29 protein-coding genes and 1 riboswitch are annotated in these 19,428 nt (G+C 63.9%); of the genes, 17 read left to right on the plus strand and 12 right to left on the minus strand.

All coding sequences use genetic code 11. The features are described from left to right. The 6 genes from LB535_RS18105 (at position 1) to LB535_RS18130 (ending at position 3,094) form a co-directional block, all read left to right on the plus strand. Entirely contained in the window at positions 1–480 is a 480-nt protein-coding gene (locus tag LB535_RS18105) for a molybdenum cofactor biosynthesis protein MoaE (RefSeq protein ID WP_224633167.1), read from the plus strand. Between the two features lie 135 nt (positions 481–615). Further along, positions 616–1,029, plus strand: a complete 414-nt coding sequence (locus tag LB535_RS18110) for a YbaY family lipoprotein (RefSeq protein ID WP_224633168.1) — start codon at positions 616–618, stop codon at positions 1,027–1,029. Between the two features lie 181 nt (positions 1,030–1,210). Next, positions 1,211–1,480 carry a hypothetical protein gene (locus tag LB535_RS18115; protein ID WP_224633169.1) on the plus strand — a complete coding sequence of 90 codons (270 nt, stop codon included), beginning with the start codon at positions 1,211–1,213 and terminating at the stop codon, positions 1,478–1,480. A 221-nt stretch (positions 1,481–1,701) separates the two neighbouring features. Beyond that, positions 1,702–1,764: riboswitch (Fluoride riboswitch) on the plus strand. A gap of 98 nt (positions 1,765–1,862) precedes the next feature. Then, the gene (crcB, locus tag LB535_RS18120; RefSeq protein WP_095767051.1) at positions 1,863–2,276 is read left to right on the plus strand and encodes a fluoride efflux transporter CrcB; all 414 of its coding nucleotides are present in this window, start codon (positions 1,863–1,865) and stop codon (positions 2,274–2,276) included. Between the two features lie 18 nt (positions 2,277–2,294). Then, on the plus strand, positions 2,295–2,717 hold the full coding sequence (gene crcB / locus LB535_RS18125) for a fluoride efflux transporter CrcB (RefSeq protein WP_411969584.1): 423 nt from the start codon (positions 2,295–2,297) through the stop codon (positions 2,715–2,717). A 32-nt stretch (positions 2,718–2,749) separates the two neighbouring features. Beyond that, positions 2,750–3,094, plus strand: coding sequence for a DUF190 domain-containing protein (locus LB535_RS18130; protein ID WP_140700021.1), 345 nt, complete (start codon positions 2,750–2,752; stop codon positions 3,092–3,094). Here LB535_RS18130 and LB535_RS18135 read toward each other — a convergent pair. Then, positions 3,069–3,317 (minus strand): hypothetical protein, encoded by a 249-nt coding sequence (locus LB535_RS18135; protein WP_224633171.1) that lies wholly within the window; start codon positions 3,315–3,317, stop codon positions 3,069–3,071. The two genes, LB535_RS18130 and LB535_RS18135, sit on opposite strands and share 26 nt — an antisense overlap. Before the next feature lie 162 nt (positions 3,318–3,479). Further along, positions 3,480–3,902, minus strand: coding sequence for a nucleoside-diphosphate kinase (gene ndk / locus LB535_RS18140; protein WP_027165590.1), 423 nt, complete (start codon positions 3,900–3,902; stop codon positions 3,480–3,482). A 157-nt stretch (positions 3,903–4,059) separates the two neighbouring features. Between ndk and LB535_RS18145 the strand changes: the two genes are divergently transcribed. Further along, a complete protein-coding gene (locus tag LB535_RS18145) occupies positions 4,060–4,293 on the plus strand; it encodes a hypothetical protein (protein ID WP_224524927.1) in 234 nt (77 codons plus the stop codon). Positions 4,294–4,347: 54 nt separating this feature from the next. Here LB535_RS18145 and LB535_RS18150 read toward each other — a convergent pair whose 3' ends face one another. Together LB535_RS18150 and LB535_RS18155 are read right to left on the minus strand one after the other, a co-directional pair. After that, a complete protein-coding gene (locus LB535_RS18150) occupies positions 4,348–4,629 on the minus strand; it encodes a DUF1905 domain-containing protein (protein ID WP_224633172.1) in 282 nt (93 codons plus the stop codon). 39 nt (positions 4,630–4,668) lie between these two features. After that, positions 4,669–5,358: a glutathione S-transferase family protein gene (locus LB535_RS18155; protein ID WP_224633173.1), complete on the minus strand. Its 690-nt coding sequence runs from the start codon at positions 5,356–5,358 to the stop codon at positions 4,669–4,671. Positions 5,359–5,419: 61 nt separating this feature from the next. Between LB535_RS18155 and LB535_RS18160 the strand changes: the two genes are divergently transcribed. The 3 genes from LB535_RS18160 (at position 5,420) to LB535_RS18170 (ending at position 8,243) form a co-directional block, all read left to right on the plus strand. Beyond that, positions 5,420–5,929 (plus strand): DinB family protein, encoded by a 510-nt coding sequence (locus LB535_RS18160; RefSeq protein WP_095767058.1) that lies wholly within the window; start codon positions 5,420–5,422, stop codon positions 5,927–5,929. Between the two features lie 209 nt (positions 5,930–6,138). After that, the gene (locus LB535_RS18165; RefSeq protein ID WP_224544184.1) at positions 6,139–7,071 is read left to right on the plus strand and encodes a hypothetical protein; all 933 of its coding nucleotides are present in this window, start codon (positions 6,139–6,141) and stop codon (positions 7,069–7,071) included. 386 nt (positions 7,072–7,457) lie between these two features. Beyond that, entirely contained in the window at positions 7,458–8,243 is a 786-nt protein-coding gene (locus LB535_RS18170; RefSeq protein ID WP_095767192.1) for a GGDEF domain-containing protein, read from the plus strand. An 8-nt stretch (positions 8,244–8,251) separates the two neighbouring features. Here LB535_RS18170 and LB535_RS18175 read toward each other — a convergent pair whose 3' ends face one another. Then, entirely contained in the window at positions 8,252–8,671 is a 420-nt protein-coding gene (locus tag LB535_RS18175) for a hypothetical protein (protein ID WP_224633174.1), read from the minus strand. 242 nt (positions 8,672–8,913) lie between these two features. Between LB535_RS18175 and LB535_RS18180 the strand changes: the two genes are divergently transcribed. After that, entirely contained in the window at positions 8,914–9,729 is an 816-nt protein-coding gene (locus LB535_RS18180; RefSeq protein WP_224633175.1) for a sterol desaturase family protein, read from the plus strand. A 63-nt stretch (positions 9,730–9,792) separates the two neighbouring features. Here LB535_RS18180 and LB535_RS18185 read toward each other — a convergent pair whose 3' ends face one another. From LB535_RS18185 to LB535_RS18195, 3 genes are all read right to left on the minus strand, one after another. Continuing rightward, on the minus strand, positions 9,793–10,095 hold the full coding sequence (locus tag LB535_RS18185) for a DUF982 domain-containing protein (protein ID WP_095767062.1): 303 nt from the start codon (positions 10,093–10,095) through the stop codon (positions 9,793–9,795). Positions 10,096–10,279: 184 nt separating this feature from the next. Beyond that, the gene (locus LB535_RS18190) at positions 10,280–12,361 is read right to left on the minus strand and encodes an ATP-dependent helicase (RefSeq protein WP_224633176.1); all 2,082 of its coding nucleotides are present in this window, start codon (positions 12,359–12,361) and stop codon (positions 10,280–10,282) included. A 144-nt stretch (positions 12,362–12,505) separates the two neighbouring features. Continuing rightward, positions 12,506–12,673 carry a hypothetical protein gene (locus LB535_RS18195; RefSeq protein WP_224633177.1) on the minus strand — a complete coding sequence of 56 codons (168 nt, stop codon included), beginning with the start codon at positions 12,671–12,673 and terminating at the stop codon, positions 12,506–12,508. 133 nt (positions 12,674–12,806) lie between these two features. On the opposite strand from LB535_RS18195, the gene LB535_RS18200 reads away from it, so the two are divergent. Beyond that, a complete protein-coding gene (locus LB535_RS18200) occupies positions 12,807–12,989 on the plus strand; it encodes a hypothetical protein (protein ID WP_140846066.1) in 183 nt (60 codons plus the stop codon). A gap of 270 nt (positions 12,990–13,259) precedes the next feature. Here the strand turns inward: LB535_RS18200 and LB535_RS18205 are convergent, their stop codons facing one another. Beyond that, complete coding sequence (locus LB535_RS18205; protein WP_224524912.1) at positions 13,260–14,228, minus strand: LysR substrate-binding domain-containing protein; 969 nt, start codon at positions 14,226–14,228, stop codon at positions 13,260–13,262. Between the two features lie 113 nt (positions 14,229–14,341). Here LB535_RS18205 and LB535_RS18210 point away from each other — a divergent pair, with 113 nt between their 5' ends. From LB535_RS18210 to LB535_RS18230, 5 genes are all read left to right on the plus strand, one after another. Next, positions 14,342–15,175, plus strand: a complete 834-nt coding sequence (locus tag LB535_RS18210) for a hypothetical protein (RefSeq protein ID WP_224633178.1) — start codon at positions 14,342–14,344, stop codon at positions 15,173–15,175. 59 nt (positions 15,176–15,234) lie between these two features. Further along, positions 15,235–16,320, plus strand: a complete 1,086-nt coding sequence (locus tag LB535_RS18215; RefSeq protein WP_224633274.1) for a DMT family transporter — start codon at positions 15,235–15,237, stop codon at positions 16,318–16,320. Beyond that, the gene (locus tag LB535_RS18220; RefSeq protein WP_224633179.1) at positions 16,301–16,522 is read left to right on the plus strand and encodes a hypothetical protein; all 222 of its coding nucleotides are present in this window, start codon (positions 16,301–16,303) and stop codon (positions 16,520–16,522) included. Before LB535_RS18215 ends, LB535_RS18220 begins: the two co-directional genes overlap by 20 nt. A 356-nt stretch (positions 16,523–16,878) precedes the next feature. Then, positions 16,879–17,328, plus strand: a complete 450-nt coding sequence (locus LB535_RS18225) for a MucR family transcriptional regulator (RefSeq protein ID WP_095767194.1) — start codon at positions 16,879–16,881, stop codon at positions 17,326–17,328. 3 nt (positions 17,329–17,331) lie between these two features. Next, the gene (locus tag LB535_RS18230) at positions 17,332–17,649 is read left to right on the plus strand and encodes a hypothetical protein (protein WP_224633180.1); all 318 of its coding nucleotides are present in this window, start codon (positions 17,332–17,334) and stop codon (positions 17,647–17,649) included. Between the two features lie 95 nt (positions 17,650–17,744). Here LB535_RS18230 and LB535_RS18235 read toward each other — a convergent pair whose 3' ends face one another. The 3 genes from LB535_RS18235 to LB535_RS18245 form a co-directional block, all read right to left on the minus strand. Continuing rightward, positions 17,745–17,942, minus strand: coding sequence for a hypothetical protein (locus LB535_RS18235; RefSeq protein WP_224633181.1), 198 nt, complete (start codon positions 17,940–17,942; stop codon positions 17,745–17,747). A 290-nt stretch (positions 17,943–18,232) separates the two neighbouring features. Further along, on the minus strand, positions 18,233–19,009 hold the full coding sequence (locus LB535_RS18240) for a lysozyme inhibitor LprI family protein (protein ID WP_224633182.1): 777 nt from the start codon (positions 19,007–19,009) through the stop codon (positions 18,233–18,235). A 135-nt stretch (positions 19,010–19,144) separates the two neighbouring features. Then, positions 19,145–19,381, minus strand: a complete 237-nt coding sequence (locus LB535_RS18245) for a hypothetical protein (protein ID WP_224633183.1) — start codon at positions 19,379–19,381, stop codon at positions 19,145–19,147. Positions 19,382–19,428 lie beyond the last annotated feature (47 nt).

The raw sequence follows: 19,428 nt of genomic DNA on the forward strand, positions 1-19,428 counted from the left end.
ATGGCCGGCGCGGTCGTGCCCGCCATCCGCATCCAGCGCGAGGACTTCGACGTCGCCGCCGAGATCGCCGGCCTGACCAAAGGCCGGACCGATATCGGCGCCGTGGTTACTTTTTCCGGCCTTTGCCGTGACGAGCAGGGCGCGCTCTCGGCGCTCGAGCTCGAGCACTATCCCGGCATGGCGGAGGCCGAGATCGGACGCATCGCCGCCGAGGCCGCCGGGCGCTGGCCGGTGCAGGGGCTCACCGTCATCCACCGCCACGGCAAGATAGCGCCGGGCGAGAATATCGTGCTGGTGGTCGCGGCCTCACCGCACCGGCAGGCGGCCTTCGAGGCGGCGAATTTCCTGATGGACTACCTGAAGTCGCGTGCGCCCTTCTGGAAGAAGGAACACCGCGCCGACGGCTCCGAGGGCGGTTGGGTCGAGGCCAAGGAAGCCGACGATCAAGCTGCGGAGCGCTGGAAGAAGCAGGGCGAATAATGCATGTCGCCCAGAACTGTGCAGCGGTTCTGGGGCAACGACATGCATCAGAAAAAACTCCCGTTCGGCCATCGAACGACCGCAATCCTTCCCAAGCCTGCCGGGTGGTTTGATTTGCTTGGCGGGAGCAATCTCATGCTGGACCGCATCGCGGAATTCTTCATTTTCGGGCTGATGCCATTGGTCGTCGGCGCGCTCGCCGTGCCGGAAGCGACCAACGCCGGCGAAATGACGATCGCGGGCGAGGTGACCTACCGCGAGCGCATCGCGCTGCCGCCCGACGCCGTGCTCGTGGTCGAGCTCGCCGATGTTTCGCTGGCCGACGCGCCGGCAACCGTGGTCGCCAGGCGCAGGATAGCGCCCACCGGCCAAGTGCCGATCAGGTTCGACATCGGTTTCGATCGCAAGGCGATCCAGAACGGCCGGACCTATGCGCTGCAGGCGCGTATTACCGTTGGCGAACGGCTGATGTTCGTTACCGCTACAAGTCATCAGGTCGATCCGCTGACGGGCAAGCCTCAGACGGTTCTGCTGAAAATGGCGCGTTGACGTCGCGCGCCGAGCCCGACCGCGCAACTTTTGTGCCTGGACACCGTTTTCTCCGGAATAAACCGGCAACGCCGGGCGTTCACCTATGCAGATGGCGGGCAGGCAAAGGGACAATGTCCCTTCACTTAAGCCGCCAGACCGAATGCGCGGGCTCGATCTGGCCACTCAAAGGAGACCAGACATGAAAAAGCGCACGCTCATCCTCGCAGCCGCGAGTGCATCGCTGATTGCCTTTGCCGGCGTTGCCCGGGCGGACGACCATCTGTTCAATGCCGAGCAGCATGGCCTCAGCCCTGACAGCCAGCCGTTCCAGACCAACAAGGCCGGCCACAGCGGCGACCTTGCGCCTGGACAGGGCAGTCCGTTCACCGGTGAGGAGACGAAGACGCCGTCTACCGATACCGAGGCAGCGAACGCCCATGCGAATGTGAAAGACCGTCAGGCCAAATGACGTCCGCCCGCCGGGGGCCGGCGGGTTTTATGCGCAATTCCGGGAAAAACGGGGCGCGGTTTTCCGTCCGGAATTGCGTCGAAAACAACAGGAGCATGATGTCGTCCGAAAACCGCTCCGCTTTTCGGCATCATGCTCCGGCTGGCCTGACCGTCTCAACGGCTCTGTCCATCATTTAAGCACGCCGCAATTGACCACGCTGTTGCAACCGCCTAGCTTCCCTCGAAAATGGGGATGGGGTTCCCCTGAAACCGCCCTTATGGGCTGATGACTCCTGCCAGGCGTGCTCTCGCGCGGCAGGATTTGTTTTTCCGCTCCGCTTCGTGCCTGTTCTTGTGAGGTGATTCCGGTTTGGGATCGCGTTTGGAAAGGCATTGAAGCGATGACCCTTGCGGCTTGCGCCCTGGTCCTGATCGGCGGTTTCTTCGGCGGCATTTCCCGCTTTTTCCTCTCCGGCGTGGTCGGCCGTTCCATCGGCGAGACCTTTCCCTGGGGCACGTTGTTGGTCAATGTTTCCGGCGCCCTGGCCATCGGCGCCTTCGCCGGCGCGGCACGCTCGGTCGGCGGCGTCTTCGCCAGCGATCTCGTGCGCGACCTGATCGTCGTCGGCCTGTTCGGCGGCTACACCACGGTGTCGTCCTTCTGCCTGCAGACGCTCAGCCTGGCGCTCGAAGGCGAGGGGCGGCTGGCCGCCTTCAATGTCGTCGCGTCGTCGGCTCTGTGCGTGCTGTTCGTCGCCCTTGGCTTCTGGGCGGTGGTGTGGGTGTTTGGTTCATCCATCGGGGCTGCGGGCTGAGCGATGGTGGACAGACAGATGGCAATGCGGCTTTATCTGGCGGTCGGCTGCGGGGCGGCGACCGGTTCGCTGGCTCGCTTCCTGTCGGGCTATGTCATCGTCTCGCTGCTCGGCCTGAATGCGCTGTGGTCGACCGCTTTCGTCAATGTCGTCGGCTCCTGGGTCATCATGGTCTTCGCCACGCTGACCGGGCCGGACGGCCGCATGATGGTCGGTCCCGCCAGTCGCAATTTCGTCATGGCGGGCTTCTGCGGCGGCCTCACCACCTTTTCAGCGATGAGCCTCGACACCTTCACTCTGCTGTTCGAGGGCGACTTGCCGCTGGCCGCGACCTATCTCATCAGTGTGGTCGGCCTGTCGCTCGCCGCCGCGTGGTTGGGCTATCTCATGGCGTCCAGGCTCAATCGCCTGCCGGTCGACAGGCAGTCGGCCAATAGGTGATGGGCCACACAGGTGAACAGGGAGAAGAGAACATGGAACTTCCCGCGCAATGCGCGCTGCTCAGGATCTTCTTCGGCGAGGACGACAGGGCGGCCGACGGCAAGCCGCTGCATGAAGCAATCGTCATCAAGGCGCGCGAGACCGGCATGGCCGGCGCCACGGTGCTGAGGGGCCCGCTCGGCTTCGGCCGCTCCAGCGTGCTCCACACCGCCAAGATCCTGCGCCTGTCGCAGGATCTGCCCATTGTCGTCGAGATCGTCGACGCGCCGGAGAAGATCGATGCGCTGATCCCTGAGATCAAGGCATTGACCAGGACGAAGAGCTGCCTGATCACCCGGGAGAAGGTGGAAGTCATCCGCTACGGCGACGGGGACTGAACTCCCCGGTCTCCACGTCACCGCCTCGGAGACGGCGGCCGATGGCCACTTCATCGAAGACACCGGCGGAAAACAGTCTCATCGCCTCTATCGCCAGGTCCGACGCCTCGGGACTGCCTAAGACGATGCCGCGCTCCTCGCAGACCTCGTCATAGATACGCTTCAACAGGGCGAGGTCGTCCGGATAGGCAAGGCCACTTTCAGAAACATGAGGCTTGATCATGCCTCCTCCCTCGGTTCGGCGGAAGCGCGGCTCACAGCCGCCGACGCCCAGCGCTACTTTGCCAATTTCGCTGAACCTAGGGCAGGCGGCGAATGTGACCACCCGTTTCAAACAAAAACGGCCCGCTGGAGCGGGCCGTTCCGTGAAACTCGAGCTTGCGCCTCAGCCGACGATCTCAGTGTCCGAAAACCAGTACTTGATCTCCTGCGCGGCGGTTTCGGGCGCGTCCGAGCCATGCACCGAATTCTCGCCGATCGACAGTGCATGGACCTTGCGGATGGTGCCCTCGGCGGCGTTCGCCGGATTGGTGGCGCCCATCACTTCGCGGTTCTTGGCGATGGCGTTCTCGCCCTCCAGCACCTGCACGATGGTCGGCGCCGACGACATGAATTCCACCAGCTCGCCGAAGAACGGGCGATCCTTGTGGACGGCGTAGAACCCTTCCGCCTCGCGGCGGCTCATCCACACGCGGCGCGATGCGATGACGCGCAGGCCGGCGTCTTCCAGCATTTTGGTGATGGCGCCCGTCAGGTTGCGCCTGGTCGCGTCCGGCTTGATCATGGAGAAGGTGCGTTCGATCGCCATAGGGTCGTCCTTGTTGTGGGAATGGAAATTGGAGTGGCGGGCTCTATACAAGCCGCCCGGCGGCTTGCCAAGGGGAGGCGGCTTCTGGTCAAGGCGAGCGCTTTGCGGGATAATTGGACGGCTGCGAACGCGCTGGACGCAGCTTGGAGCCGAGGCGATGAACTGGCCCTATCTCAGTCGCGGCGACATGGCGGGCATTGTCTTAGTGGCCGTGGTTCTTGCCTTGGCTGTCTTCGCCCTGCTGTTCTTCCCGCAGCGCGCAGAGCAGAATTTCGGCTTCGGCCCGGAATGGCAGTGCGTGCGCATGGAACAGGGCGATCCGATCTGCGTGAGGCTGGCCGACGGCAATGCGCCGAACGGGGACGCGCGCGACAAGGACGCGTCAAAATAGACGCGAATGGCACTGCACAGGGATTTTGACCGGTCGGCTTCAGTCGGCTCTGATCTAAAGCTCGACCTCAATGGTCAGCTTCGGCGAATCCCCTGCCTTGAGACCTTCGCGCTGGCGCACCGAGGCCTTGACCGGCAACAGAAGGCTGCCGGACGCCTTGTCGGGAAAGAGCGATGTTTGCCACCTGGTCTTGCCGATCGCCGCCGTGATGCCGAGCGAGCCCCAAGGGCGCGCCAGCCCCGTCATCGCCGCCTTGATCCGTGCCGCGAACTCCACCGGTAGTGTCACGAAATGCCAGCCGCCCTTGCCGGGGTAGACCCAAATCTCGGCCCGCATCTCATAGCGCAACCTGCCAGCCCCCAACACTCGCGGTCTTCACGCCGCCGCGACCTGCCGGCCGATCCCGCCATGCAGGTCGAGACAGCGCTCGAACCAGCGGGCGATGCTGTCGCCGTCGTCGAGCAACCGGAAAGGCGAGGCGATGCGGCCCCATTGCAGCGCCCCGAACACGATGTAATCGGCAAACAGCGGCGCCTCGCCGCCGATGAAAGGCTGATAGGCGAGGGTCGAGCGCAGCGGCTCCAGCGCGGCGCGGAAGGCCGGGAGCCCGGCATCGCGGTTGGCCACGACGTCTTCCAGGCGCTTGCCATAGCGCTGCTCGCGATTCTCGCGGAAATAGGCAGCGTTCGGTTCGTCCTGCATCGCATGCAGATCGGTCAGCGCCACCGTCGCGATGTAGGGGTGTATGGTGAGCTGCGACCAGCGCTCGATGAAGCGTGCCATCGCCTTGCCGCCTTCGCCGGAAAAAAGCGTCGGCCGTTCCGGATAGGCTTCGTCGAGATAGAGCGCGATGGCGAAGGAATCGGCGACAACCCGCTCGCCGTCGCGGATCACCGGCACCGTCCTCGACACGCCGGCTTCGACTTTCGGCACCTCCAGGAAGCGCGTCGGCACGTTGGTGGCGGCAAGTCCCTTATGCGCCAGTGCCATCTTGGTCTTCCAGCAATGCGGGCTGAACGGGCGGGCGACGTCATGGCCGACGAGGTCATAGAGCAGAATGGTCATTGGCGGGTCCGTTGCTGCGGGTTACGAAGGGCCCGGATTCGGGTCAAGCCGGGTGGGAAGAATGAAGCAGCATTTCATGATGTTTGCGGCCTACAATCAATGGGCCAATGGCCGTCTCTATGATGCCGCCGCCGATCTTGCCGAAGACGAGCTCGGTCGCGACGTCGGCGCCGTCTTCGGCTCGATGCTCGGCACGCTCAACCATCTGCTCGCCGTCGACCGCGTATGGATGAAGCGCTTCACCGGCGAGGGCGACGCGCCTTCGAACACCGCCGCCATGCTCTACCACGCCTTGCCGGCCCTGAGGCTGGCGCGCGAGGCCGAGGACAGGAGGATCGTCGACTGGGTGGGCGGGATGGGCGACAAGGCGCTCGCCGGCCGTTTCTCCTACATGACCGTCGACATGCGCACCGTCTCGCAGCGCCTTTCGCCGGCGCTCGGCCATTTCTTCAACCACCAGACCCACCATCGCGGCCAGGCGCATATGGTGCTCACGGTGCTCGGCCGGCCTTCGGTGTCGCTCGACCTGGCACTGTTCCAGCGCTCCGAGGAAGGTCGCGCCTACGCCTGAGCGCTGCATGGTCCAGGCTTTTCCGCGAGCCGATTGTCGATCAAACTCGACCATCAAGGAAGACGCGGAATCAGCGAATTTTTCCTTGAAAAAATGGAACCCTGACCGAGCCCGTTCGTATTCCCTTCATTCCCTCTCGCACAGGCATGCGCACGGACCCGGCAGTCCGGCGATGCAGTGCGAAAAAAGTGGCAACGAAGGAGAATGCCATGAATGGTATCGTAGAAAAAATCGCCGGCACATTGATCGGCGGCATCGCCATTCTCGCCGTGCCGGCGAATGCCGCTGGTCTCGACATCGGCTTTGGTATTGGCAACACTGGCGTCGCGGCGGGTAACCCGGGCGGCGCGGGCACCGGCACGGGCTCCTCGATGGGTGGCTCAACCGGTCTCGGCACTGGCTTTGGCAGCAGCATCGGCGGCGTCGGCGTGGGCGGCACCGGCGGCTTCAACGCCGGCACTACTGGCTCGATCGGCGGCGTCGCGGGCACGACTACCGGGACAGGCATCTCGTTCGGTGCGACCGGCGGCATCGGCGTCACCGACACGGTGGGCGGCGCCAGCGGTTTGAACGCCGGCACCAGCGGCTCGATTGGCGGTGCCATGGGCACGACCACCGGCACCCCATTCGGTGCGACGGGCAGCATCGTTGGCGTCGGCACAGTAGGCGGCGGTGGTTTGAACGCCGGCACCAGCGGCTCGATTGGCGATGCCATGGGCACGACCACCGGCACCCCGTTCGGTGAGACGGGCAGCATCGGCGGCGTCGGCACAGTAGGCGGCGGTGGTTTGAACGCCGGCACCAGCGGCTCGATTGGCGGTGCCATGGATACAACCACCGGCACCTCGTTCGGTGCGACCGGTGGCGTCGTCGGTACCGGCTCCGTGGGTGGCGGCGCCGGCGGCTTGAACGCCGGCACCAGCGGCTCGATTGGTGGTGCCACAGGCACAATCATCCCCAACACTGGTACCTCGTTTGGTGCGACGGGCGGCGTCGGCGGCACCGGCACGGTGGGCGGCTCCGGCGGCTTCAACGCCGGCATCGGCGGCTCGGCCGCCGGCTCCACCATAGGTTCCGGCAATACCTCGACCGGTGGAATCGGTGGCACCGTGGGTGGTTCGGGCAGCTCGACAGCCCACTAAAAGGAAAAGCAGAGCCCGCCGCCGTGGAGGCGGGCCTGCCGTTCGCGTTATTGCTGCGCGCACCGAGCTTGCATTGAAGCCGATATTGTTCTCCCGCTGGACAATCGACCGGTTGCAGCGGGGCAATACCATGCAGCCAACGGCCAACCGGGAGCATCGGACCGGCCGTGAGGCTCTGCGGCACTCCTGCCGCGTTGCCGGCTGCGGCCGGCGGTGCCTGACGAGGCCTCCGGCCAGTCGGAGAGCCTTCCGTGGTGGCTTTCTGCTTGCCCCCACCGCAGGCGGTGCCGACGGCGTGTTAACCACACTTGCATTGAAGCTAATATGTTAGGACTTCTTTTGCGCTCGCGCTCCACAATAAGCGTGTTGCAGTGGGAGCAAAGGGCATGCGCATCGATTTGTCCCCGACAAGTTGGGGCAGGGTCGTGGTGGTCACCGCCGCCGGTACCGCCTTTTTCATTGCCGCCGCTTTCTTCGTCGATTCCTTCAATTTCCCCTCGCTGTCGCCGCAGGCGCTGCTTTGGGCGCAACTCACGGACCTTTTCCTGCCGCTTGTCCTTGGCGGCTCCTTCCTGTTCTTCCTGATGTGGAAGATGCGCCAGCTGGCCATCACGCAGAAGGAACTCGGCGTCATTGCTGCGACCGACAGCCTGACGGCGGTCTTCAATCGCGGTGCCTTCTCGATGCTGGTCGAAGCCTATCTCGAGCGGGCGCGCGACCAAACGGTCGCCGACACCGGCGCGCTGCTGATCGTCGATGCTGATCACTTCAAATCGATCAACGACCGCCTCGGTCACGATTGCGGCGACCAGGCGCTGAGGTTGATCGCCGCGACGATCAAGGGGCAACTGCACGGCGCCGACATTGTCGGACGCATCGGCGGCGAGGAATTCGCGGTCTTCCTGCCCGGCGCCGACGCCGCACGCTCGTTTCTGGTCGCCGAATCCATCAGGCGCCGCATCCGCGAGGCCGAGTTTGCGCCCGGCGGGCGGCCTTGGCCGCTTTCCGTGAGCATCGGCGGCACCGCCTTCAGCGGCCCGACCACCTACCATGACATGTTCCAGGTCGCCGACCGCCATCTCTACAAGGCCAAGTCCAATGGCCGCGACCAGGTGAGCTTCGAGATTCCGCGCGGCGGGCCGGCGGGCGATGCCGCCGGCACGGTCCACTGAATCCGAGGTCAACGGTGCCTGCGGTTGAGCAGCGGCCCGTGCTGGCGGATCAACTGGCGCTCGACATCGAGATAGGGCCTGATCAGGTCTGCCGCGGTCGGGGTCGGGCCCGGCTGATGCACCACCGCCATCAGCATGCCGTGTTCGGCAAGCAGGTTCAGCCACTTCAGCGCTTCCCATTTAGGCGTCGCGCCGCCGCGGCCCGTGAGGCTGCGATTGATGTAGCCGGGATACGAAAGCAGGCGCTTGCCCGCCGAGGCGCTGCAGGTGCCGATCCTGACCGCCTTGCGTCGGCGGTGACCCAGGCATAGAACGGCTTCGCCGAGTTCGCAGGCCTTCGGATCGGTTATCGTCACTCGGATCGACGACTTGTCCCGGCCAAGCCGCATTTCGGCCGCCGGCTTGAAACGCTCGCGATCGAGAAACATCCGCCCTCCCGATGCATGTCGCCCGGAAGTGTGCAACGGTTCCGGGACAACGACATGCATCAAAACAAAGACTTAAAGCGCGTCCGCAACTGACATTGTGAACGGCAACCGTCCGTGTGGTGTTTCACGCAGCCGTCGAAAAGTTTTCACGCGATTTCGCAGCGCCGCGTATGCCAGCAACGGTCCGTTCATTCTTTGGCGGCTAGTGTCGGAGACTGGCCTCAGCCGATCCGCGAGCGACCGTGTTCGATCTCATCGACTACAAGGCGGTGCTGGTCATCGCCCTCATCTTCATTCCGCTCGAGCAGCTCCTGCCGCTGCATGCCGAGCAATCGGCCGCGCGCCGGCATTGGCTGAACGACGTCTTCTATCTGCTCTTCAACGGCATCGTGATCAAGTTCGGCCTGTTGCTGGTGATCGGCGCTGCGATGCTGGTGGTCCCGCGCGTCGTTCCCGAGGCGCTTTCGGCCGCCGTCCGGTCGCAGCCTTTATGGCTGCAGACGATCGAGGCCCTGCTCATCGCCGATATAGGCTTCTACTTTGCCCATCGCGCCTTTCACGCGGTGCCGTTCCTGTGGCGTTTTCACGCCATTCATCACTCGATCGAGGAGATGGACTGGCTGGCCGGCCACCGCGTGCACCCGGTGGATCAGATCCTGACCAAGTCGGCTTCGTTCCTGCCGCTCTTCGCCCTGGGTTTTTCCGGGGAAGCGGTTCTCATCTATGTGCTGATCTATCACTGGCAGTCGGTGTTCATCCACTCCAACACCCGCATCAAGTTCGGGCCGCTGAGATGGCTGATTGCCTCGCCGCAGTTTCATCACTGGCATCATGCCAACGAACGCCAGGCCTATGACAAGAACTTCGCCGGACAGTTGCCCGTCCTCGATCTGATCGGCGGCACCTTGTTCATGCCGCAACATATGCCGGAAAAATACGGCATCGACGAGCCGGTGCCGCAGCTCTATCACCAGCAACTCGTCTATCCCTTCGTGACCACGGCCGAACCGGTCGCGCCGATCGCAGAAACGTTACCGGCGGCCGCCAAGCCGGAATGACGTCACGGAAAAACCCGCCACTGAGGGCGGGCTTTCCGGGAGGGCGGTCTTCTGTTGTAAAATTCAGGCAGCGAAGCCGCCATAGCCGCGCGCCACCGGCTTGACCGAGACGACCGGCTGCTCTGAAGGCCACAAGACGCCTGCCGTCACCGCGAAGGTGATCAGCGCATCGCGCGCGGCCTCGACCGGGATTTCTCCATTCCGCGCGGCCTCGCAGGCCTTCACCGCGGCGCCATAGCTGAGGCGGCGGCGCGACGGCGGGAACTCGGTCAGGAAATCATGCATCTCGAACAGCGAGGCGATCATGCGCTTGTGGCCGGCGCCGACGCTGAGGGCGACCGGTGTGAAGAACGTCCTGTCGTGCATTCGGACCTCGTCAGTTGGCTGCGGAGGCGGCGAGCCTCCCTGGCTGGGGAAGGACGCCACACAACGCGGCTTGCGGCGGGAGGTTCCACGCATGCCGCTGTTTTCTCAAGGATGGCGTGCCCCCCGCTGACGCAGAGACAAATCGGGCTCTTTGTCTTGCAGTCGGCTGGAACGGCCAGGCAGCCTATTTCCACATGCCGCGCATGCGGGCGCCGAGATCGACCTTGACGCCCGGCCGCTGGCGCGGGTCGTTCTTGAGCGCGGCGCTCGCCCAGGACGACTGCTCGAAGGCCGAAAGCATCGAGGCCGGGATGAAGCGCGTGCGCGAGGCATAGACGTGGCGGTCGCCGCGCGCCGCCTGGTTGTGCGGATAAAAGCGCTGCGGCACGACGAGATGCAGGCTGTCCTTGGCCCGGGTCATCGCCACATAGAGCAGGCGCCGCTCCTCCTCGATGTCCTCCTTGGTGCCGACGCCGAGATCGGCCGGGATGCAGCCGTCGACGGTGTTGAGCACGAAGACGTTCTTCCATTCCTGGCCCTTGGCCGAATGGATGGTCGACAGGATGAGATAATCCTCGTCGCGATGCGGCGGCCCGGCCTGGTCGCTTGTGGCGTCGGGCGGGTCGATGGTGAGCTCGGTCAGGAAGCGCTCGCGCGACGGATATGTCGATGCGATCTGCTCAAGCTGGAGGAGATCGGCCCGGCGCGTGATCGCATCCTCATGGATGCGCTCCAGATGCGGCTCGTACCACAGCCTGATCCGCTCGAGGTCGGCCGGCCATTTGGCGCCGGCGCGTAAGCCGCCATAGATGTCGAGGAAGACCGGCCAGTCCTGCGCCGCGCGCTGCGGCGGCCGGAACCGGGCGAGGCCCAGCGTCTCGTCCAGCGACGTCGCCATGGCGTCGACGATCTGCGAGGCGGCGGACGGGCCGATGCCCGGCATAAGCTGCAGCACGCGAAAACCGGCGACGCGGTCGCGCGGGTTCTCGGCAAAGCGCAGCATCGCCAGCATGTCCTTGACATGCGCGGCATCGAGGAATTTCAGCCCGCCGAACTTGACGAAGGGAATGTTGCGGCGCGTCAGCTCCACCTCCAGCGGCCCGCTATGGCTCGAGGTGCGGAACAGCACCGCCTGTGCCTTCAGCGCCGTGCCCGCCTCGCGCTCGGCCAGGATCGCCTGGCATACATAGTTGGCCTGCTCGGCCTCGTCGCGCACGCTGACCAGTTGCGGCTTGTGCGAGGACCGGCGCTCGGTCCACAGATTCTTGGTGAAGCGCTCGCTGGCCTCGCCGATCACCTTGTTGGCGGCGGCCAGGATCGTCTCGGTCGAGCGGTAGTTACGCTCCAGCATGATGACCGCGGCTGCTTGCACGAACTGCTTTGGGAAATCGAGGATGTTGCGCACTTCGGCAGCGCGGAAGGAATAGATCGACTGCGCGTCGTCGCCCACCACGGTCAGCCCGGCGCCGTCCGGCTTCAGCGCCAGAAGGATCGAGGCCTGCAGCCGGTTTGTGTCCTGGTATTCGTCAACCAGCACATGGTCGAAGCGGGAACCAAGATGCGCCGCGATCTCCGGCTCGGTCGCCATCTGCGCCCAATAGAGCAGGAGGTCGTCGTAATCGAGCACGTTCTGCGCCTGCTTGGCCTCGACATAGGCCGCGAACAGCTCTTTCAGCTGTTCGGCCCATCCTGAGCACCAGGGGAAGGCTGAGCCAAGCACTTCTCCCAGCGGCGCCTGCGCATTCACCGCCCGCGAATAGATCTGCAGGCAGGTGCCTTTGGTGGGGAAGCGGCTTTCGGTCTTCGAGAATCCCAGCTCGTGCCGGGCAAGGTTCATCAGGTCGGCCGAATCCTCGCGGTCATGGATGGTGAAGGCCGGGTCGAGGCCGATCTGCTCGGCATAGTCGCGCAGCAGTCGCGCGCCGATGCCGTGGAAAGTGCCGGCCCAGGCGAGTGCGTCGGCGATGATTGCCGCGTCGCGCCCCAGCACCTCGCCGGCGATGCGCTCGACCCGCTTGGCCATCTCGGCCGCCGCGCGGCGCGAGAAGGTCATCAACAGAATGCGGCGCGGATCGGCGCCCTTGACGATCAGATGGGCGACGCGATGCGCCAGCGTGTTGGTCTTGCCGGAGCCGGCGCCGGCGATCACCAGCAGCGGCGCCGCCACCTTGCCGTCGCCATGCATCACCGCCAGCCGCTGCTCGTCGTTCAGCCGGCCAAGATAGGCGGGCGCCTCGAAGGACGAATCACGAGCGGCGATGTTCATCGCCCATCAAGCATCGTTTCCGCTTTGTTCGCAATAATTTCCTCGGCCCGCGCGAGGGGGAGAGGTGGCCGCGAAGCGGCCGGAGAGGGGCTGCGCCGGCATCCACGCTTCACCGGAAGGGGCTATTCCCAATCGAAAGAGCCGCTACCGCTTCGGCTCGACCCCCATCGCCGCCGACTGGCGCCGCAAATTGCGCCTCTCGTCGCCCGGCATATCCAGTGGCGCGACGTCTCCAGGCACCTCGTGGATGATCCTCACGGCAACGCGATAGGCGGTGTAGGCAAAAAGCCCGGCAAGCAGAAGGCGGACCATAATCAGTTTCCTCGTTGCGTTCGATTGGCTCGGGATTCCAACCGGACTCGGATCGGTTGGTTCCCGCCGGTCAACGCAACCAAACCGCCACCGCCCCGTTTGCCCCTCAAGGAGCGAACGAGAGGAGGTCGTCATGAAGAAGCTTCCTGTGCTGCTGGCTCTTGCGGCAGGGCTCGTGCTCGCCGCCTGCGACAACAGCGTGCCGCCCACCAAGGCGCCGGGCGATGAAGTCAACCAGAACCCTCAGGTCGACAAGAACCCTGTGCCGAAGTCGACCACCGGCGGAGACCAGCCGGGCACGCCGCCGAAGCAATAGCGCCAACGCCCGGCTTGCCGAGATTATCGTCGGGCCGAAACGAAGAAGGCCGGCGCTGCTTGGGAGGAAGCTGGGTAGCGCCGGCCAAGCGGGAAAATCAGGCCCGCCGCACAACACAAGATAGCTGAGTCTCCGCTTCGCGTCATGGTGCGATCACGGTAGCCGGCTATGGAGCCACCGGAAAATCACGAAAATTCTGCAGGGCCCGTCATTGCGAGGCCTCCGATGGTGCGGGATTCGCTCAAGTGAGCATCCGTGGAAGACTGGCCTTCACGCCATCGCCACGCGCCGTACCGGCACGTTGGCGATCTCGATGTCCAACTGGCGCTGCGTCAGCGCCGCTTCAGCCATGATCCACCGCTTGAACAGCTCGACCTTGCGGGCGCCGACCGCCTTGATGGGGCTGACGAAATACCAACCCGCCGTGTTGGGATGGTGGACCGCGAAGGGGGCCACCAGCCGCTCGGCGCGGATGTCGCTTGCCATATAGGCGCGGTTGGCGACGGCAAAGCCCATGCCGGCATTGGCCGCTTCGTAGGACATCATGCAGCTATCGAAATAGACGCTCCTCGTTTCGCCAAGCACGAAGCTTGCGCCGGCAAAGCCCAGCCACGACTGCCAGTTCTGCGTGCACGTGTCAGAGTGTAGCAGCGTGAAGTAGCGCAGATCCTCCGGCACGACCTTCGACAGCGGTTTGTCGCCCAGCACCTCATGGAAGAGTTTGCGGCTGCACACCGGCGTCAGGTCTTCCTTGAACAGCAGCTCCGACGTGAGACCGGGGAAATTGCCGTCGCCATAACGGATTTCGAGGTCGTATTCCGAAGTCGAGAATTCATGCGTGGCGTAAGAGGTCGACACCCGCATCTCAATATCAGAATATTGATGCTGGAAGGCCGAAAGGCGCGGAAACAGCCAGCGCGCCGCAAAGGTCGGCAGCACGCAGATCCGCAACACATGCGCCTGCGACTGGCCGGTTGCCTCCATGCTGGCCGCCACTATCCGCTCCAGCGCCTCGCGCACGCGCGCCACATAGGTCTCGCCCTCCGGCGTCAGCGACACCGCGTTGCCGCCACGCTCGAAGATCTTGAAACGCAGCTGATCCTCCAGGCTCTTGACGCGCTGGCTGACGGCGGAAGCGGTGATGAATTGCTCTTCGCCGGCGCGCGTGAAATTCCTGTGCCTCGCGGCGCTCTCCACGATTTTCAGTGAGTTGAGGTTGACCTGACTGAGCAGTCGCACGGGGTTTTCGACCTTAAGCTGGGCTTACGCTACCACCAGCATTCCTAAATTTACAGGGGTAGGCGTTTAAATGACTGTTAACCAAGTGTTGCCCCCATTTTGGAGAAAATAGAATGAACGCCCATACAATTCCCGAACTGCGCTGTGCAATGAGCCGCGAGGCCATCATTGGTCATGAGACCTCCTGGAAAGTGTCGGGTTTCGGCGTCGCCCAGTATCGTCACGGTTACGACCCGGCTCTGCTTGCCGCCATCGAAGAAGCGGCGCTCAAATTGAAGGGCAGCCATGCCGTCCACAAGCACCTCGACCTCACCTTCATCACTGGTGCCGACCGCTATATTCCCGAGATCAAGGAGCTCTTGCACGACAAGCTGCGCCTGGAAAGATTGTCCGACATGATGGGAACCAAGCTCGAGCCCTATCCGCTGTCGATCGTCGGCTCGACCGTCACCTTCATGAATCCAAGGGATGGCGCGGTCGAATGGCATTGCGACGGCGTTCCGGTGACGGAGCTCATTCCGCTGTCGATCAGCGATCCTCTCATCGGCGGTCATCTGGAAATCTACTGCGACGATTCCGAGACCGGCCGCTCGATCCTGGAATCCGGCCGCGAGCTGCCGCGCAACAAGATCATGCGCATCGACCACAAGATGAATTACGCCACGCTCGGCCAGTTCCTCGGTGTGCTCCACCGCACCGCGCCGATCCAGCTCGGCGAGCGCGTCACCCTGGTGCTCAACCAGCGCTCGACGGCCAAACCCTATGTCGACGACAACCGCATGTTCTACCTCGCCGCCGACAACGACCATGACCGTGCCTGGGTGAACGAGCTGGCCGAGGATGTCTGGACCAACCAGCTGCCCGCCTACCGCCGCTATGCCGAGGAACATCCTGTGCCGCGGCCGACGGCGGAAGCGGTTTCCGGCGGGGCGAGGGAGTCTTGGTAATGACCGACGATCCGGTCGAGTGTCAGCCGCCTTCAGTGTCGCTGAGCCTCGGGCCGGTCATGCCGGAAAGCCAAAGCCGTTCCGGCGCCCGCGGCGCGGCGCTTGCCTTCGCCCTCGGCGCCGTGGCGCTGTGGGCGACCAACGCCCTAGTCGGCAAGACGTTGCTTGCCGTCTATCCGGTGTCGCAAGTGCAGTTCCTGCAATTTTGCGGCGCGACGATTGTTTTCGCGCTGATCCGGCTCTTTCCTTCCCCCCTTGTGGGGGAAGGTGGATCGGCGCGCAGCGCCGAGACGGATGAGGGGTGTTCCAGCGGAGTGAGACGCTGGCATTCCCTGGAGCACCCCTCATCCGTCCTCGCTATGCGAGGCCACCGCCCGGGGGCGAGCCACGGGTCTCGCCCCGTCCTTCGGACCCCACAAGGGGAGAAGGGAAATGCCGCGCTCGCCTATCTCGTCGGCTTCCTCGGCCTGGTCGGCACCATGGTCCTGCAATATATCGGCTTCGCCTCGGCGCCGGTCATCGAGGCGAACCTTGTCGCCTATACTTGGCCGCTGATGACTGCCGCGGCGGTCATCCTGCTTGGCAGGCCGCGGCGTCCGGTGTTGCTCGGGCTGGCGGCGGCGCTTGGTTTCGTCGGCGTGGCGCTGGTGATCTCCGGCGGCCGCGCGCATTTTTGGTCCAACAGTGCATGGTTCGAAGGCGGCAGCCTTGTCGGCTATCTCGCCGCTTTCGGCTCCGCGCTCTGCATGGCCTTCTACTCGTTCGCTGTCGGCCGCCTCGCCGTGTCGCCCGAGCGGCTGCTCCTGCCTTCGGCGCTGATCGGTGTCGCGCTCACCTTCGCCTGGTGCCTGCATGATAGCGTCGTGCGCCCGACCGGCGCGCATCTTCTGCTCGGCTTCTATCTCGGCGCCGGCCCGATGGGGCTCGGCTATTATTTCTGGTCGCGCGCGGCAAAGCTCGACCACGGCGGCAGGATAGCGGTCGTCGCCTATCTGACGCCGATAGCTTCCACGTTTCTGCTGACGCTCTCGGGCGAAAGCTTGTCGATGACGGCTGTTGCCGGCGCCGTCCTCGTCATTGGCAGCTGCCTTGCGGTCGGCATCGAAGGTACGGAGAGCAGGCACAATGTCCAAAATGGCCGTTGACGAGGACGAACGCCGCGCCAGGCAGGAGGCGCACTGGCTGGTCAGGGAGTTTGGCGCGGAGGCGCCGCTCTATGCGGCCATGAAGGCCGAAAAGGCCATCGAGCAGAAGGACTTTAGCCGCTGCGCGCGCTGGAAGCGCGTGCTGGAGATCCTCGCGGAGAGGCCGCCTGCCGTGCTCAGGCGCGGTGTCGCCGCCGGATGAGCGATTTGCCATGGGGCCGCCGAATCGCGCATGGTCGAGCATTCGGCTGGTAGATTGCCGTTGCCGTGCTGGAACTTGGCCTGAACTTCGATTTTTCAGCAACTCCTACCGTAGGTTGAAGTTCTGTAGCCCCTTTTACCTATCCAGGCGGGCGGCCGGTGCTATAAAGCGTGCGCTATAGCTATTAGAATTCCTAACTTGCGCGTTTCCAATCCGTGTAGAAACATCACCCGGTATTGAGTCTCGTAGCTTTACTGACTCTGGACGGTCCGTTGGGGGACAGGTCCAATTCGATACACCGACGAAAGTCTTAAAAAAAGAGCTGGCGATTTGAGGGCCAGCAGAAGGTGAAAAAATTGTCCAACATCGACGACAAGACTGCAATCGAACTGACCGCCGACATTGTCTCGGCCTATGTCGGCAACAATCCGCTCCCTGCCTCCGGCCTGCCCGATCTGATCGCCAGCGTCAGCGCGTCGGTGCGCAGGCTCGCCACCGGCAGCGTTGTCAAGGAGGCGGTGGCGCAGACGCCTGCGGTCAACCCGAAGCGCTCGGTTTTCCCCGACCACATCGTGTGCCTGGAGGACGGAAAGAAGTTCAAGTCGTTGAAGCGTCACCTCGCGACCGATCATAACCTGACGCCGGACGAATATCGTGCGAAATGGGGCCTGCCCGCCGATTATCCGATGGTGGCGCCGAGCTACTCGGCCACCCGCTCGGCGTTGGCCAAATCCTCCGGCCTCGGCCGCAAGCCGGCCGGCGGCGACGCGGCCAGGAGCAAGGGCAAGCGTAAGGCCAAGGCCTGAGGCATGTTGCCCGCAGCGGATGATGTCGCGCCATGGCCATTGCGCGACCATCTGGCCGACCTTGCCGCGTTGCGCCGCGGGGTCGCCGCGCAGTGCTCAGTGAGTGCGGCTCACGGCGTCAAGGCGCGGCGCATCCTGTTTTCGCTGGGCAGTCCGTCCGGCGACCTGCTTGCGGCGCTGGACGCGCTCGACCGGTTCGAGCGCGCCATCATCGAATGCGATGCTCCGCCGGTAATCGAGGCGCACAGGCTGGAATGTCTCGCCGTCCTTGAGCAATTCCAGGAAAAGTGTGAGCGGTTGGGCTCGGCGACTTCGGCGTAGCCTTTCCGCCCGGAACTGCGTCAAAACAGGGAGATAGAGCGATTTACCGTTTCCTTGAAACGGTGAAACGCTCTGGACCGCCTTATGGCGAGCGCTCAGCCGAGGACCTGAGGCGGCTCCGCCGGCCGGACCTTGGGGTCCTGCTCGTTGGCCAGGCTCTCCGCCTCGACAGCCGTCATCTCAAGAAGGTAGACGAGCATGTTGTAGCGCGTGCGCGAGAGCATCTTCGCCAGCTTGCGCGTGATTTCCGCGACATATCGCAACGTGCGTGGATCGTTGATCGCCGCGCCCATCGTGAGCTCCTGAATGCCAGAGCCAAGTTTTCTTGGATCAAGTTATCGTTGGCGCCAACTCACGACTCACGGCGCATCGGCAAGATCGCAGGTTTGCGATAAAAACTGAAATCAATTTTTGATAAGCATCATGCTTGGGTCAGAAGATTTCGCTGCCTTTTTGGTGGTATCGTCTCTTGCTGCATCAATATTGAGCACGAGGCAAACTTGCGGTTGTCTGCTTGCGACGGGTTGATCTTTCTCCGGGAATGTTGATCGCCGTGGCAGTCAGGAGCGACGTCGGGTGCGGCTTAGTTCTTGTAGGTGGAACAAAAGGCGGGCGGGTTGTCATTGCCGATCATGGCGCAGCCGCGCTTGATCTCATCGATCATCACGTTGCACGCGTTCTGCCCGTTGCAGGGCGTATTGGTCGCCGGCGAAACCTGGACGCATTGCGAGACATACTCGTCCGACTTCGCCTTTCCCGCGGATTGCACGCATGGCCGCGTGTCGTTCCGGCTTACCTGTGCAGGGGCGGGTTTCGCAGACGCCGTACCAGCCGTCGCGGGCGCGGCGCTGCCGCCGCTTTGCGGCACGCAGGAGAGGTCGCCTTCGGGGCATTGCAACTGGTGCTGTAACTGCGCCAGCCGCGCCTTCGTCAAGTCCTGTCTGCAGGTCTCGACGAGGGTCGCATATACCGAGCCACCGGCATAGGGCTGGGTGCGGAAGGCGCATTCCTTGTCGCGGAACGGGATCCAGGCGCGCTGCGCCTCGCGCAGGCGCTTCAGGTCGGCGGGAGCCAGACGTCCCGCCAGCTCCTTGTAGACTGCATTGAGCCCCGCGTCCGCCGAAGCGGCATTCGCGGTCGTGCAGGTCGCAAGGTCGGCCTGCGTCTTCGCTGCCGCGCAGTCGATGGTTGCCGCACGGGCGGCGGGAGTGGTGGGAAGCATGGTCAGCCCGGCGACGACTGCGAAAATCGCGACCGCCAGCGAGGCCGAAAGGAGCGAGGTCTTGGCTGACATCTGATCTGTCCTCTGCTTGAACCCGCCGCTCGCGCCAGCATAGGTTGAGACAACAGCGGCGATCAACGCCAAACCTGTGACGTGGCAAGCAAAGTGTGACCGGGCGAAAGCTGAGGAACGAACAATCCTTCCTTGAGGGGAGACATTCCGGCAGGATAGAGGGGCGTGTCCGCCAGCCTCTTCGTCAATCATAAGGCGAAGCTAGGATGCTTTTCCAGAATCGATTTGAATCAACAGGTGTTCCGGCTCCCGCGTCTCCAGCCGGTTCGCAATCTTGGCCGCTTGGGGCGAGATTGGTTGGCCCTGCAGCCCGCTCGCGGGTTCAGCGGCGAGAGCAATGTGAGCGGTCTCGTCTTCGAACAGAACCACCTGCGTCGCCAGCGCGGTTGTCGTGGCGACCTGGAAGAAGATGAAAGCCAGGGCGAGATAGCGGATCACGGGCGTCCAAACGCTTCGGCCGGCAACTGGTTCCAGTCCTTCGAGTT

Origin of the sequence: Mesorhizobium sp. CA10 (assembly GCF_020165285.1) — a bacterium.
GTDB lineage: Bacteria > Pseudomonadota > Alphaproteobacteria > Rhizobiales > Rhizobiaceae > Mesorhizobium.

Coding starts and splice junctions, on each gene's coding strand:
- crcB (WP_095767051.1), top strand. CDS start 1,863: ATGACCCTTGCGGCTTGCGCCCTGGTCCTGATCGGCGGTTTCTTCGGC.
- LB535_RS18230 (WP_224633180.1), top strand. CDS start 17,332: ATGTTGCCCGCAGCGGATGATGTCGCGCCATGGCCATTGCGCGACCAT.
- LB535_RS18155 (WP_224633173.1), bottom strand. CDS start 5,358: ATGACCATTCTGCTCTATGACCTCGTCGGCCATGACGTCGCCCGCCCG.
- LB535_RS18130 (WP_140700021.1), top strand. CDS start 2,750: ATGGAACTTCCCGCGCAATGCGCGCTGCTCAGGATCTTCTTCGGCGAG.
- LB535_RS18145 (WP_224524927.1), top strand. CDS start 4,060: ATGAACTGGCCCTATCTCAGTCGCGGCGACATGGCGGGCATTGTCTTA.
- LB535_RS18150 (WP_224633172.1), bottom strand. CDS start 4,629: ATGCGGGCCGAGATTTGGGTCTACCCCGGCAAGGGCGGCTGGCATTTC.
- LB535_RS18105 (WP_224633167.1), top strand. CDS start 1: ATGGCCGGCGCGGTCGTGCCCGCCATCCGCATCCAGCGCGAGGACTTC.
- LB535_RS18175 (WP_224633174.1), bottom strand. CDS start 8,671: ATGTTTCTCGATCGCGAGCGTTTCAAGCCGGCGGCCGAAATGCGGCTT.
- LB535_RS18185 (WP_095767062.1), bottom strand. CDS start 10,095: ATGCACGACAGGACGTTCTTCACACCGGTCGCCCTCAGCGTCGGCGCC.
- LB535_RS18200 (WP_140846066.1), top strand. CDS start 12,807: ATGAAGAAGCTTCCTGTGCTGCTGGCTCTTGCGGCAGGGCTCGTGCTC.
- crcB (WP_411969584.1), top strand. CDS start 2,295: ATGGCAATGCGGCTTTATCTGGCGGTCGGCTGCGGGGCGGCGACCGGT.
- LB535_RS18115 (WP_224633169.1), top strand. CDS start 1,211: ATGAAAAAGCGCACGCTCATCCTCGCAGCCGCGAGTGCATCGCTGATT.
- LB535_RS18165 (WP_224544184.1), top strand. CDS start 6,139: ATGAATGGTATCGTAGAAAAAATCGCCGGCACATTGATCGGCGGCATC.
- LB535_RS18190 (WP_224633176.1), bottom strand. CDS start 12,361: ATGAACATCGCCGCTCGTGATTCGTCCTTCGAGGCGCCCGCCTATCTT.
- LB535_RS18220 (WP_224633179.1), top strand. CDS start 16,301: ATGTCCAAAATGGCCGTTGACGAGGACGAACGCCGCGCCAGGCAGGAG.
- LB535_RS18215 (WP_224633274.1), top strand. CDS start 15,235: ATGCCGGAAAGCCAAAGCCGTTCCGGCGCCCGCGGCGCGGCGCTTGCC.
- ndk (WP_027165590.1), bottom strand. CDS start 3,902: ATGGCGATCGAACGCACCTTCTCCATGATCAAGCCGGACGCGACCAGG.
- LB535_RS18170 (WP_095767192.1), top strand. CDS start 7,458: ATGCGCATCGATTTGTCCCCGACAAGTTGGGGCAGGGTCGTGGTGGTC.
- LB535_RS18195 (WP_224633177.1), bottom strand. CDS start 12,673: ATGGTCCGCCTTCTGCTTGCCGGGCTTTTTGCCTACACCGCCTATCGC.
- LB535_RS18110 (WP_224633168.1), top strand. CDS start 616: ATGCTGGACCGCATCGCGGAATTCTTCATTTTCGGGCTGATGCCATTG.
- LB535_RS18160 (WP_095767058.1), top strand. CDS start 5,420: ATGAAGCAGCATTTCATGATGTTTGCGGCCTACAATCAATGGGCCAAT.
- LB535_RS18235 (WP_224633181.1), bottom strand. CDS start 17,942: ATGGGCGCGGCGATCAACGATCCACGCACGTTGCGATATGTCGCGGAA.
- LB535_RS18135 (WP_224633171.1), bottom strand. CDS start 3,317: ATGATCAAGCCTCATGTTTCTGAAAGTGGCCTTGCCTATCCGGACGAC.
- LB535_RS18210 (WP_224633178.1), top strand. CDS start 14,342: ATGAACGCCCATACAATTCCCGAACTGCGCTGTGCAATGAGCCGCGAG.